A 12,059-nucleotide genomic window follows, 5' to 3' on the forward strand; every position below is an offset into this window, starting at 1 on the left:
TTCCTTGAACTAGCCCTTCACCGCGCCCGCCGTCAGCCCGGCCACGATCTTGCGCTGGAACACGAGCACCAGGGCGATGATCGGGATGGTCACGACGACCGACCCGGCCATGATGGTCCCCCAGGGCAGCTCGTAGGCGGTCGAGCCGCTCATGAGGGCGATGGCGGGCGGCACCGTGCGGCGCTCGTTGGTGAGCGTGAAGGTGAGGGCGAAAAGAAACTCGTTCCACGACACGATGAAGGCCAGGAGCCCCGTGGTCACAGCGGCCGGGGCCATGAGCGGCAGGAACACGCGCCGCACCACGATCCACGGCGTCGCCCCGTCCACGAAAGCCGCCTCCTCGATTTCCTTCGGCAGCTCGCGCATGAAGGTGGTGAGCACCCAGACCGTGAAGGGCAGGGTGAGCATGAGATTGGCCAGGATGAGGCCTGGCAGCGTGTTGTAGAGGCCGAAAGCCCGGATCAGCTCGAACATGCCGGCGAGCACCGCCACCTGAGGGAACATCGACACGGCGAGGATCGTCATGAGCAGCAGCGAGCGGCCGCGAAAGGCGATGCGTCCGAACGCGTAGGCGGCCGTGATTCCCAGGCCCAGGGAGAGGGCGACGACCGAGCCCGACACCAGGACCGAGTTCAGGATGTTCCGGCCGAAGGGCTGGCGCTCGAACACCGCCACGTAGTTCGAGAGGTCGAAGCGCTCCGGCCGGTAGGCGATCGTGAACAGGTCGCTCCCGGAGCGAAAGGACGAGACGACCGCGTAATAGAACGGGAACAGGGCGAACAGCGCGATGGCGATCACGAGCAGCCAGAATCCGGCCCGGGCGAGACGCTTCATCGCGGGTCCTCCCCGAGCCGCACGCGCCCGGCCGCGAGCGTGATCACCACCACGAGGGCGATGATGAGGAAGATCAGGGTCGCGGCGGCGGAGCCGAGCCCCACCTCCTGGAAGTCCACGAGCTGCTGGCGCGCATAGACCGACATGGAGGCCGTCTCCTTGGCGTTCGAGGTGAGGACGTAGATCAGGTCGAACACCCGCAGGGCATCGAGGGAGCGGAAGATCACCGCGACCAGGAGCGCCGGCTTGATGAGCGGCAGGGTCACGCGGACAAACACCCGGACGGGCGAGACGCCATCCACCTTCGCGGCCTCGTAAATGTCCTGCGGCAGCATCTGGAGAGCCGCCAGGATGAGCAGGGCCATGAAGGAGGTATGTTTCCAGACATCCACCATCACGGCGGCCCACAGGGCCGTGTCGGCATTCGCCGTCCAGGGCACCGGGGCGGCGATCAGGCCGAGGCGCAGGAGGAGGTCGTTGATGACGCCGAACTGGTCGTGCAGCATCCAGTTCCACATCTTGGCCGACACGATGGTGGGGATCGCCCATGGGATCAGGATGATAGCCCGCATCAGGCCGCGGCCCGGGAACGCGGCGTTCAGGATCAGGGCCACCACCATCCCGAGCACGGTCTCCAGGGAGACGGACACGGCGGTGAACCACAGGGTGTTCCAGACGGAATGCCACCAGTCGGGTTCGGCCAGGATCCCGAACCACCCGCCGTCATCATGGGCCAGGTAGTTCTCGAGGCCGATGAACGCGTAGTCGCCCAGCGCATCGAGGCTGGCATCCGTGAAGCTGAACCAGATCGTCCGGGCCAGGGGCCAGCCCGCGATGAGCGCGACCACGATCAGGCTCGGGGCGATGAAGAGCCAGGCCGCCCTGATGCGTGAGCGCGTGAGGGAGGAGCGGCGTCCCCGACCCGTCACCTGCACAGGCGCGCCGGCTCCGGCGACGGCACCGCTCATGATCATTGCCAGCCGTTGCGCTTGATCCGCTTGAGGTCCCGGTCGAGGCGGCTGAGCGCCTGCGCGGGATCGGATTTCTTCGACAGCACCTGGTGGACCGCGTTGAAGAATTCGGTCGACACCTTGTTGTAGTTCTGTCCCGTCGCGGTGGCAGGGCGCGCGACCGCATTGCTGAACACGTCCACGAGGTCGCCGATGAACGGATTGGCCCGGGCGATATCCGTATCGCTGTAGAGCGACACGATGGTCGGATTGAAGGAGCCCTCGACGGCCCGGCGCTTCTGCTCGGCCTCGCCCGTCAGGTACATCACCAGATCCGTCGCGGTGTCCCGGTTCTTCGAGTATTTCGACACGGCGAGAAGCTGGCCGCCGAGCGTGCCCGCATGGCGCCCGTCGGCGCCCCCTTTCGGCAGGGGCGCGATGCCGACCTTGTCCTTGATGGCGCTGTCGCCGCCCTGCGCCAGCGCCCAGGCATAGGGCCAGTTGCGCATGAACGCGGCGTTGCCGGCCTGGAAGATGCCGCGGGCTTCCTCCTCGGTGTAGTTGAGCACGCCCTCGGGGGTGATCGTCCCGACCCAGCCGGCGGCCGTCTTCAGGGCCTCGGCGGCCTTCGGGTTCTCGATGGTGACCTCGCCCTTCTCGTCCACGATGGTTCCGCCGTTGTGCGAGGCGACCCATTCGAGCGCGTTGGTCGTCAGCCCTTCATAGGCGCGGCCCTGCCAGGTGTAGCCCCAGAACTCGCCCTTGCCCTCCTTGCGCTCGCCGTCCTGGATGAGGCGCGCGGTCTCGGTGAGGTCCGCCCAGGTCTCGGGCACGGGCCGCTTGTATTTGTCCAAAAGGTCCTTGCGGTAGTAGAGCAGGCCCGCATCGGCGAACCAGGGGATGGCCATGAGCTTGCCCTCGACGCGGCTCGTCTCGACCATGGCAGGAAGATGGTCGCCGATGACGGCTTGCCCCTTGGCGGTCAGGTCGAGCAGGTGGTTGCCCAGGGTGCCCGTCCAGACCACGTCGATCTGGAACACGTCGATGTCGCCAGCGCCGGCCGCGAGAAGCTGCTGGAAGAGCGCCAGACGCTCCGTCGCGGAGTTGGGTGTCGAGACGATCTTGACCGTGTTGCCGGTCCTGGCCGCCCAGGCGTCGACACCCTGCTTGCAGATCTCGTATTCCTTGCCCAGGGCGCTGCACGAGATCGAGATCTCCACCGCCCGGGCGCTCGTGGTGGCGAGAAGCCCCGCGGCGGCTGCGAGGCTGGCGATGAGGCGGGACATGGCTATCCTCCTGCAGACTTGATGTTTATTGCTTAGCTTCTTAAAGCCCCACTGGCGGATTTGTTCCTGTGGAACGTGGTCAGGCGCCGCTTCCGCTCCATCTCATCATGCCGAAAACGAGGGTCAACCCATGAAAATCACCTGGTTCGGTCATTCCGCCTTCCGTCTCGACTTCGCCGGCAAGGCCGTGCTCATCGATCCGTTCTTCACCGGCAATCCGGCCTTCGAGGGCGACCGGGCGACAATCACCGAGGGGATTTCCCACGTCCTGCTCACCCACGGCCATGGGGACCATGTGGGGGATACGGCCGAGATCGCGAAGGCGACCGGCGCCAAGGTGGTGACCAACTTCGAACTCTGCATGTATCTGGCCAAGCAGGGCGTCGAGAACGTCGACCCCATGAACACCGGCGGCACGACCGATCAGGGCGGCTTCACGGTCACGCTCGTCCGGGCGGACCATTCCGCCGGCCTGGTGGAGATGGACGTGAACTTCCCGCTCGGCAGTGCCAACGGGATCGTCGTGAAGGCGCCCGGTGAGCCCACGATCTACCACATGGGCGACACCGACATCTTCGGCGACATGGCGCTGATTGCCGAGATCCATCAGCCGGACGTGGTGATCGTGCCCATCGGCGACCGCTTCACCATGGGGCCGGAGGTCGCGGCGCTCGCGGTCGAGCGCTATTTCGGCGGCGCCAAGGCGGCCATCCCCTGCCACTACGCCTCCTTCCCGCCGCTCGTCCCCAACGCGGACCGTTTCGTGGCGGCGCTGGACGGCAAGGGCATCCAGGTCGTGGTGCCCCACAAGACCGTGGGCGTCACGGTCTAGGAATGCCCCGTCAGGCCATCACCGGGCTTGTCCCGGTGATCCCGCTTCCGAGAGGCGCCGTGCTTCTCCGGATCGGGATGGCCGGGACAAGCCCGGCCATGACGTGAGAGGGTGTTGTCGCCGGCCCATCCCACCTTCTCCACGTCATCACCGGGCTCGTCCCGGTGATCCCGCTTCCGTAGGGCGCCGTGCTTCTCCCGATCGGGATGGCCGGCACAAGGCCGGCTATGACGGCGGAGGGTGGCAGGACCGGGAGCGTCCGGCCTGGGCTCTCGGCCGGGTTCGGCCGGCCCGGCCGGCGCAGGGACGTCCCGCATATCCAACGTTGCCCCGCGAGGCGGGCGGGTGCTATAGGCCGGCCATCAGATTTCCAAAGGGTATGACCATTCATGTCGGTCGATGAGAAAACGGTCCGCCGCATCGCCCATCTGGCGCGCATTGCCGTGACGGATGCGGAGGTGCCTCATCTCCAGGGGGAGCTCAACGCGATTCTCTCCTTCGTCGAGCAGCTCAACGAGGTGAACGTGGAGGGCGTCGAGCCGATGACCTCGGTCACGCCCATGGTCATGAAGAAGCGCCAGGACGGCGTGACCGATGGCGGGATCCCGCAGAAGATCGTCCAGAACGCTCCCGCTACGGAAGACAACTTCTTCCTGGTGCCGAAGGTGGTCGAGTAGGGCGCGCCCTCCCACCGATCCTGAAATGATGGCGTGGACGGCCCGGACAGCCCGGCCGCAGCGTCGAGACAAGAGATCCAGTCCCGTGACCGAACTGACCCATCTCACGATCGCCGAAGCCCGCGACGGCCTGAAGGCCAAGACGTTTTCCGCGTCGGAGCTCGCGCAGGCCCATCTCGCCGCCATGGAGAAGGCGAGGGCGCTCAATGCCTATCTGATCGAGACGCCCGAGAAGGCGCTCGCCATGGCCAAGGCCTCGGACGAGAAGATCGCCAAGGGCGAGGGCGGTGCGCTCGAGGGCATCCCGCTCGGCATCAAGGATCTGTTCTGCACCGAGGGCGTGACCACGACGGCCGGCTCCCGGATCCTCGGCAATTTCAATCCGCCCTATGAGTCGACGGTCACCCGGAACCTCTGGAACGACGGCGCGGTGATGCTCGGCAAGCTCAACCTGGACGAGTTCGCCATGGGCTCCTCCAACGAGACCAGCGCCTTCGGGCCGGTGGTGTCGCCCTGGCGGCGCGAAGGCTCCAACGTGAGCGCCGGCACATCCGGGGCGATCGAGGGCACTCATCTGGTGCCCGGCGGCTCCTCGGGCGGCTCCGCGGCGGCCGTCGCGGCTCGCCTGTGCCTGGGTGCAACCGCGACCGATACGGGCGGATCGATCCGCCAGCCGGCGGCCTTCACCGGAACCGTCGGCATCAAGCCGACCTACGGGCGCGTGTCCCGGTGGGGCACCGTGGCCTTCGCGTCGTCGCTCGATCAGGCCGGCCCGATCACCCGGTCCGTCCGGGATTCCGCCATCATGCTGCGCTCCATGGCCGGCCCCGACCCCAAGGACACGACCTGCGTCGACCTGCCGGTTCCGGATTTCGAGGCTGCGGTGTCCCGGGGCGTCAAGGGCCTCAGGATCGGCATTCCGAAGGAATACCGGGTCGACGGCATGTCGCCCGAGATCGAGCAGCTCTGGCACCAGGGCGCCGAATGGCTGCGCGCCGCCGGGGCCGAGATCGTCGAGGTGTCGCTGCCGCACACCAAGTACGCGCTGCCCGCCTATTACATCGTGGCGCCGGCCGAGGCCTCGTCGAATCTCGCCCGCTACGACGGCGTGCGCTACGGCCTGCGGGAGAACGGCCGGGACATCGTGGATCTCTACGAGAAGACCCGCGCGGCGGGCTTCGGCCGCGAGGTCAAGCGCCGCATCATGATCGGCACCTACGTGCTCTCGGCGGGCTATTACGACGCCTATTACGTCCGGGCCCAGAAGCTGCGCACCCTGATCAAGCGCGACTTCGAGGAGGTCTACGCTCGGGGCGTGCACGCGATTCTGACCCCGGCCACGCCGTCCGCCGCCTTCGGCATCGGCGAGAAGGGCTCGGGCGATCCGGTCGAGATGTACCTCAACGACATCTTCACCGTGACGGTGAACATGGCGGGCCTGCCGGGCATCGCCGTCCCGGCCGGGCTCGATGGCCAGGGGCTGCCGCTCGGGCTCCAGCTCATCGGCCGGGCCTTCGACGAGGAAACCCTCTTCGCGGCCGGTCAGGTGATCGAGGATTCCGCCGGGCGCCTGACGCTGCCGCAGGCCTGGTGGGCGTAAAGCGCGTGCATCCCACGGTTCCCGTCATTCACCTCTGGGACTGGCTGCCCGCCGCCTTCGATCCCGTCCTGATCCTCGTCGCGGTCTGGCTCGGCTGGAGGGCCGACCAGTTCGGCAAGGTGCTGATCGTCGGCATGGCGGCGCTGGCCATCTCGGCTCTCGTCTCATGGGTGATCAGCAGCCTGGGGCTGCCGTGGATCGCTCCGGTGCGCTCCGACGCCCTGACCCTGTTCCCGGTCCGGTTCGTCGCCGCGCTGCTCTGGGCGAGCGCCGCGTTTGCGGCCAGGCGCGTGGCGAGGCGCTAAAGCATCGGACGTGAAAAGTGGACTTGCACTTTTGGGATCCATCCGATGCTTTCTTCTTGGATGAGAGCATCGGTCAGAACGGACCCAGCGGGCCGCGCCAGCGAAAACCGGATCCACTTTTCCGTCCGATGCTCTAAGCAGACCGGGCGCCTGAGCCTCGATAGTTCGACCGGCGCCGAAGCGTCATGACGCGACATCGGTCTGGACCTGTGTCAGATTCGTGCTGCTTTCCCCTGCGATGCACGGATCTCCCTTCATGATGACGGACCCCGCCAAGCCCCATCACGCCGTCGAACTCACGCTCCTGCTCGTCCTCGCGACCCTGTGGGCCTCGTCCTACACCTTCATCAAGATCGGGATCGACACGATCCCGCCCGTCACCCTGATCGCCGCCCGCACGCTGATCGCGGGAGGGATCCTCGTGCTGGCCATGCGTTGGCGCGGGATCCGCCTGCCGCGGGATGGGGCGAGCTGGCGCAACTTCGCCGTTCAGGCATGCCTCAACAGCGTCATCCCCTTCACGCTGATCGCCTGGGCGGAGAAATCCATCGACGCGGGTCTGGCCGTCATTCTCAACGCGATGACTCCGGTCTTCACGTTCCTGATCACCTGGCTCTGGTCCCGGCACGAGGCGACGCCGCTCCGGACGCTCGCCGGCATCGTCCTGGGTCTCGGCGGCACCTGCATCATCGTCGGGGGCCAAGCCTTCACCCATGTCGGCCAGGAACTGGCCGCTCAACTCGCCGTCGTGCTGGCCACGATCTGCTACGCGGGAGCGGCCATCTTCGGCCGGACGTTCAAGAACCTCGACCCCATGGCGCCCGCGACCGGGTCGCTCCTGTCCGGAGCCGTGATCCTGCTGCCCCTGAGTCTGATCGTCGACCGTCCATGGACGCTGGCGCCGTCGGGAGCCTCGATCCTGGCGCTGGTCGGACTGGCCGTGCTCTCGACCGCCCTGGCCTTCACGATCTATTTCCGCCTGATCCGGACCCTCGGCTCGGTGGGCACCACGGCCCAGGCCTATCTGCGGGCACCCATCGGGATCGCCATCGGGGCGTATGTCCTGGGGGAGACCCTCAGCGAAGCGGCCTGGATCGGCCTGCTCTGCATCCTGGCCGGCGTGGCCTTCATGACCGTGCCGGACAAGATCCGGAAGGCAGCCGTTCAGGCCGCGTGAGGTCTGTCTCTAGAGCATCGGACCCAAAAGTGGACCCACTTTTGGGATCGAATCCGATGCTCATTCCTTAAAAGCGCGCATCGTTCGGTACGGACCCAGCGGGCCACGCCAGTGAAAACCGAGTCCACTTTTCCGCACGATGCGCTAGGTTTCCGCGAGGCCGGCGCCCGACCCCGCCGGGCTGCCGAGCGCCGTGGCGATCTCCGCCAGCGTGGCTTTTTCGGCATCGCTCACGGCCACGCCGCCGAAACCCAGGAAGCCGCCTTCCTTACCGGCCTCAGCGGACTTGCGCGCCACGCTGAACAGCCAGGCTTTGAATGGAGCCGCCTCGTCGGGCGCTTTGGCGTCGAGCAGCCCGGACACGGCGTGGAGCTCCTCGACGGCTTTGCGCTTGATGTCGGCGAACTGGCTGCCCTTGAACTGGGCCTGGAAGGATTCCCGTACGGCGTTGCGGGTCTCGGTGTTGGCGATGTCATCGGCGACCGCCTTCACGAGCGGGGTGGCCTGCGCGTCCTGCTTCGCCTCCAGAAGCGCCCAGCCGCTCGACATGGATTCCTGGAGCAGGCTCCAGAGACCGCCAGGATCCGCCGCCGTGATGGCCATGCTGGCGACGACGGGGCTCGCGACGACGCGGGACCATTCCTCCGGGGTGAAGTTCGATTTGCCGGTCATGCGGGTTGTCCTCCAGGGAGCAGGGCGGCGATTTTTCAAGCCTAACCGCCGTCGCTTCCGCTTGGTTCCTCGGGAACGGGAGAGGCGCCTGAACGGAAAATGGGCCTGACCCGGAGGTCAGACCCATCATGCGCAGTGTTACGCGGGACGCGAGCTTACTGCGGATTGGCGGGGGCCGACGGGGAGGACGGGGTCGCCGGAGCTGCGGGCGCAGCCGGGGCCGCCGGAGAGGTCGGCGTGGCCGGAGCGGTCGCGCCGGTGCTCGGCGAAGACCGTTCCGTCTGGGTGCCGGTGCTGCCGGTGGTGCTCGGTTCGTTGCTGCCGCCATCATAGAAGAGGAAGGCCAGGAGGCCCAGCGCGACAACAAGACCGCCGATCACATAAGCAAGAGTGTTCGAACCCCGGCCCGTGTTATCGTAGACATTGGTCTCGCGATTGTAGACGTTCGGTTCGCGATCCATAGGATCCATAGCCATTTTGAAACTCCTTGACCGTTTTACCTCCCGAACAACGCGTCATGTGGGATCGGGTTTCACCCGAGCGTGGCAATTATTTTCGGAATCTGTGCATAAATTGTTGCTAATCTTAACGTTAGGTTAGGCATTCTGAACGCCCGTTCATCCGGAAAGGGGTTGACCCTTTCAAGGGGCGCTCGTACTCCGGGGCGAGCATCGCGCGGGAAAGCGGACCCGGTTTTCCGTGCTGAACGATGCCCTCATTGATGGAGGAAGCATCGGATGGGTCCCAGGAAGTGCGAATTCACTTTTCGGGTCCGATGCTTTGGCGAAAGCGAGAGATAGAGGCGCAAGGTCCATGAACGCTCCGGTCAACCCGAAGAAGCTCATCAAAGGCGCGACAGGCGATTGGGAAATCGTCGTCGGCATGGAGATCCATGCCCAGGTGACGAGCCAGGCCAAGCTGTTCTCCGGTGCCTCGACGGCTTTCGGCGGCGACCCGAACAGCCACGTTTCCCTGGTGGACGCCGCCATGCCCGGCATGCTGCCCGTGATCAACGAGGAATGCGTCCGTCAGGCGATCCGGACCGGACTCGGGCTCAAGGCCGAGATCAACCTGCGCAGCACCTTCGACCGCAAGAACTACTTCTATCCTGATCTGCCGCAGGGCTATCAGATCAGCCAGTACAAGAGCCCGATCGTGGGCGAGGGCGAGGTGATCGTGGACGTGCCCGAGACGGGCGAGACCATCACGGTGCGCATCGAGCGCCTGCATCTCGAGCAGGACGCCGGCAAGTCGATCCACGACCTTCATCCCACCCTGAGCTTCGTCGACCTGAACCGTTCGGGCGTGGCCCTGATGGAGATCGTCTCGAAGCCGGACCTGCGCTCGGCCGACGAGGCGCGCGCCTACGTGACCAAGCTGCGCACGATCCTGCGCTATCTCGGCACCTGCGACGGCGACATGGACAAGGGCAACCTGCGCGCGGACGTGAACGTGTCGGTCCGCCGCCCCGGCGAGGAGTTGGGCACCCGCTGCGAGATCAAGAACGTCAACTCCATCCGGTTCATCGGCCAGGCCATCGAGGTCGAGGCGCGTCGTCAGATCGCGATCCTGGAGGATGGCGGCGTCATCGAGCAGGAGACCCGCCTGTACGATCCGGGCAAGGGCGAGACCCGCTCCATGCGCTCGAAGGAAGAGGCGCACGATTACCGCTACTTCCCCGATCCGGACCTCCTGCCGCTGGAGTTCGACCAGGCTTACGTGGACGATCTCGCCCAGCATCTGCCGGAACTGCCGGACGAGAAGAAGGCCCGCTTCATGGCCGATTACGGCCTGCCGAGCTACGATGCCGGCGTGCTCGTGGCCGAACGCGCCTCCGCCGACTTCTACGAGGAGGTTGCCAAGGGCCGCGACGGCAAGGCCGCGGCCAACTGGGTGATCAACGAGCTGTTCGGCCGCCTCAACAAGGAAGGCAAGGACATCACGGAATCGCCGGTCTCGGCCGCGCAGCTCGGCGCGATCATCGAGCTCATCGGCGAGAACGTGATCTCCGGAAAGATCGCCAAGGACCTGTTCGAGATCGTCTTCACGGAAGGCGGCGATCCGCGCGAGATCGTGGAACAGCGCGGCATGAAGCAGGTGACCGACATGGGAGCCATCGAGAAGGCGGTCGACGAGATCATCACGGCCAACCCGGACAAGGTCGAGCAGGCCAAGGCGAAGCCGACGCTGCTCGGCTGGTTCGTCGGCCAGACCATGAAGGCCACGGGGGGCAAGGCCAACCCGCAGGCCCTCAACGAGATCCTGAAGCAGAAGCTCGGGATCGAGTAGGGTCACGCCCGGCGGATCCGATCCGCCGGGATCGTCCTCGGCGCCGGCCTCGTGACCTCGCAGCCCAACCCGTTCGCCCCGCACTGGCTGATCCGCGACATCGTGATCAGCGCCCATAAGGCTGCGGTCGGACCGGGCGGGCTCCTCTTCATCGGCGATTCCATCGTCGAAGGATTCTACTGGAACCGACTCGGCGCACTCCCGGTGCTCAATGCGGGCTTTTCCGGCATCTGGACGGAGGCGCTCGAGCCGCGGGTGCCGCTTCTCCTCGAATCGGCAAGGCCCCGCATCGCGGTGCTGCTGGTCGGCACCAACGATGCGAAGAAGGACTGCACCGAGAGTTCCCTCGCTGGGGCCGTGGAGCACTTCGAGCGGATCGTCGGGTCCTTCGACGCTGCGCAGGTTCCCGTGATCGTGCTGACGCCACCGCCCATCGAGCAGGCCAAGCGCCTGACGGGCTTCTATTCTCCCGACGCCATGGCGTCGCTGAGCCGAAGCATGGTGGCGATCGCAGAGGGACGCGCGGCCGCCGTCATCGATCTGCAGAACGCCTTTGCCGACGGACATGGAGCCGCGCGGGCAGGGATGACGACCGACGGCATCCACCTGTCGATTGAGGCCTATCGTTGGCTGCACGACATGCTCGACACCACAATCGCCACAATCAATGCGGAGAGGGGCCATGACCGAAGCGGCACGACACATCCATGACCAGCCGGTGATCCGACCCGTCGTGGATGCCGACTCGCAGGATCTCTTCGGTCTCCTGGCGCTTTGCTACTCGGAGTATCCAGGCTGCTTCGTCGACCCGCACGACGACCTGCCGGACCTGCGCGCGCCGGGTGCGTCCTATGCCGCGACCGATGGAGCGTTCTGGGCGATCGAGGACGGGCGCGGCCGGGTGTGCGCCTGCGTGGCCGTCGATTTCCCGGAGCGCGGCACGGCGGAACTGCACCGGCTCTATGTGCGATCCGACCGGCGCGGACAGGGGCTCGGCTCCCTGCTCGTGCGCCACGCCGAACGCCATGCCCGCGCCCATGGCGCGAACCGCCTGGTCCTGTGGTCCGATACGCGGTTCACCACCGCGCACAGGCTCTACAGGCGATCGGGCTACACGCAGATCGACGGCCAGCGCCAGCTCGCCGATATCTCGAGATCGGTGGAATACCGGTTCGAGAAGGAACTTTAGCGCATCGGATGGATCCCAAAAGTGCAAGTCCACTTTTCACGTCCGATGCTTTAGGCTCCGCGTCTGGCAAAACCGTTCGATTTGGAGTAATCTGCTCCAGCGGCCGGTCTCCCGGCTGCCTTTTCATCAACCTCAGCCCAAGGAGGCGTCACATGGCCAATATTCTTGCTCCATGCCCCAACGCCGCCCTCCTTTCCTTCGACAAAGCTGCAGGTTTCGATGAAGCAGATTACGCTATCTCTCGTCTG

Annotated in this window: 13 protein-coding genes; 8 read left to right on the plus strand and 5 right to left on the minus strand. The window is 66.0% G+C overall.

The window, feature by feature from the left end; translation table 11 throughout:
* Positions 1-9: 9 nt before the first annotated feature.
* The 3 genes from OCW50_RS11690 to OCW50_RS11700 are packed head-to-tail and all read right to left on the minus strand — an operon-like array spanning position 10 to position 3,070.
* Positions 10-834 carry a carbohydrate ABC transporter permease gene (locus tag OCW50_RS11690; RefSeq protein ID WP_262297622.1) on the minus strand — a complete coding sequence of 275 codons (825 nt, stop codon included), beginning with the start codon at positions 832-834 and terminating at the stop codon, positions 10-12.
* A complete protein-coding gene (locus OCW50_RS11695) occupies positions 831-1,802 on the minus strand; it encodes a carbohydrate ABC transporter permease (RefSeq protein ID WP_373371375.1) in 972 nt (323 codons plus the stop codon). Before OCW50_RS11695 ends, OCW50_RS11690 begins: the two co-directional genes overlap by 4 nt.
* Before the next feature lie 2 nt (positions 1,803-1,804).
* Entirely contained in the window at positions 1,805-3,070 is a 1,266-nt protein-coding gene (locus OCW50_RS11700) for an ABC transporter substrate-binding protein (protein WP_262297624.1), read from the minus strand.
* A 130-nt stretch (positions 3,071-3,200) separates the two neighbouring features.
* Between OCW50_RS11700 and OCW50_RS11705 the strand changes: the two genes are divergently transcribed.
* The 5 genes from OCW50_RS11705 to OCW50_RS11725 all read left to right on the plus strand — a co-directional run bounded on the left by OCW50_RS11705 (position 3,201) and on the right by OCW50_RS11725 (position 7,661).
* Positions 3,201-3,902, plus strand: a complete 702-nt coding sequence (locus tag OCW50_RS11705; RefSeq protein ID WP_262297625.1) for a metal-dependent hydrolase — start codon at positions 3,201-3,203, stop codon at positions 3,900-3,902.
* 389 nt (positions 3,903-4,291) lie between these two features.
* On the plus strand, positions 4,292-4,579 hold the full coding sequence (gatC, locus tag OCW50_RS11710; RefSeq protein ID WP_262268259.1) for an Asp-tRNA(Asn)/Glu-tRNA(Gln) amidotransferase subunit GatC: 288 nt from the start codon (positions 4,292-4,294) through the stop codon (positions 4,577-4,579).
* Between the two features lie 85 nt (positions 4,580-4,664).
* Complete coding sequence (gene gatA, locus OCW50_RS11715) at positions 4,665-6,179, plus strand: Asp-tRNA(Asn)/Glu-tRNA(Gln) amidotransferase subunit GatA (protein WP_262297626.1); 1,515 nt, start codon at positions 4,665-4,667, stop codon at positions 6,177-6,179.
* Entirely contained in the window at positions 6,170-6,484 is a 315-nt protein-coding gene (locus OCW50_RS11720; protein WP_262268257.1) for a hypothetical protein, read from the plus strand. The genes gatA and OCW50_RS11720 overlap by 10 nt, the downstream gene beginning before the upstream one ends.
* Positions 6,485-6,743: 259 nt before the next feature.
* Positions 6,744-7,661, plus strand: a complete 918-nt coding sequence (locus tag OCW50_RS11725; protein WP_373371378.1) for a DMT family transporter — start codon at positions 6,744-6,746, stop codon at positions 7,659-7,661.
* 144 nt (positions 7,662-7,805) lie between these two features.
* Here the strand turns inward: OCW50_RS11725 and OCW50_RS11730 are convergent, their stop codons facing one another.
* Together OCW50_RS11730 and OCW50_RS11735 are read right to left on the minus strand one after the other, a co-directional pair.
* Entirely contained in the window at positions 7,806-8,333 is a 528-nt protein-coding gene (locus OCW50_RS11730; protein ID WP_262297628.1) for a hypothetical protein, read from the minus strand.
* 155 nt (positions 8,334-8,488) lie between these two features.
* Positions 8,489-8,809, minus strand: coding sequence for an LPXTG cell wall anchor domain-containing protein (locus OCW50_RS11735; protein WP_262268254.1), 321 nt, complete (start codon positions 8,807-8,809; stop codon positions 8,489-8,491).
* A 337-nt stretch (positions 8,810-9,146) separates the two neighbouring features.
* On the opposite strand from OCW50_RS11735, the gene gatB reads away from it, so the two are divergent.
* The 3 genes from gatB to OCW50_RS11750 are packed head-to-tail and all read left to right on the plus strand — an operon-like array spanning position 9,147 to position 11,811.
* On the plus strand, positions 9,147-10,622 hold the full coding sequence (gatB, locus tag OCW50_RS11740; protein WP_262297629.1) for an Asp-tRNA(Asn)/Glu-tRNA(Gln) amidotransferase subunit GatB: 1,476 nt from the start codon (positions 9,147-9,149) through the stop codon (positions 10,620-10,622).
* A 51-nt stretch (positions 10,623-10,673) separates the two neighbouring features.
* Positions 10,674-11,333, plus strand: a complete 660-nt coding sequence (locus OCW50_RS11745) for an SGNH/GDSL hydrolase family protein (protein WP_262297630.1) — start codon at positions 10,674-10,676, stop codon at positions 11,331-11,333.
* The gene (locus OCW50_RS11750; RefSeq protein WP_262297631.1) at positions 11,305-11,811 is read left to right on the plus strand and encodes a GNAT family N-acetyltransferase; all 507 of its coding nucleotides are present in this window, start codon (positions 11,305-11,307) and stop codon (positions 11,809-11,811) included. Before OCW50_RS11745 ends, OCW50_RS11750 begins: the two co-directional genes overlap by 29 nt.
* Positions 11,812-12,059 lie beyond the last annotated feature (248 nt).

It is taken from the genome of Microvirga sesbaniae (assembly GCF_025460805.1).
Classification (GTDB): Bacteria; Pseudomonadota; Alphaproteobacteria; order Rhizobiales; family Beijerinckiaceae; genus Microvirga; species Microvirga sesbaniae.

Excerpts from the sequence above, each read along its gene's own strand:
- OCW50_RS11725 (WP_373371378.1), top strand. The coding sequence starts at position 6,744 with ATGACGGACCCCGCCAAGCCCCATCACGCCGTCGAACTCACGCTCCTG.
- OCW50_RS11700 (WP_262297624.1), bottom strand. The coding sequence starts at position 3,070 with ATGTCCCGCCTCATCGCCAGCCTCGCAGCCGCCGCGGGGCTTCTCGCC.
- gatB (WP_262297629.1), top strand. The coding sequence starts at position 9,147 with ATGAACGCTCCGGTCAACCCGAAGAAGCTCATCAAAGGCGCGACAGGC.
- OCW50_RS11735 (WP_262268254.1), bottom strand. The coding sequence starts at position 8,809 with ATGGCTATGGATCCTATGGATCGCGAACCGAACGTCTACAATCGCGAG.
- OCW50_RS11705 (WP_262297625.1), top strand. The coding sequence starts at position 3,201 with ATGAAAATCACCTGGTTCGGTCATTCCGCCTTCCGTCTCGACTTCGCC.
- OCW50_RS11750 (WP_262297631.1), top strand. The coding sequence starts at position 11,305 with ATGACCGAAGCGGCACGACACATCCATGACCAGCCGGTGATCCGACCC.
- OCW50_RS11695 (WP_373371375.1), bottom strand. The coding sequence starts at position 1,802 with ATGAGCGGTGCCGTCGCCGGAGCCGGCGCGCCTGTGCAGGTGACGGGT.
- gatC (WP_262268259.1), top strand. The coding sequence starts at position 4,292 with ATGTCGGTCGATGAGAAAACGGTCCGCCGCATCGCCCATCTGGCGCGC.
- OCW50_RS11730 (WP_262297628.1), bottom strand. The coding sequence starts at position 8,333 with ATGACCGGCAAATCGAACTTCACCCCGGAGGAATGGTCCCGCGTCGTC.
- OCW50_RS11690 (WP_262297622.1), bottom strand. The coding sequence starts at position 834 with ATGAAGCGTCTCGCCCGGGCCGGATTCTGGCTGCTCGTGATCGCCATC.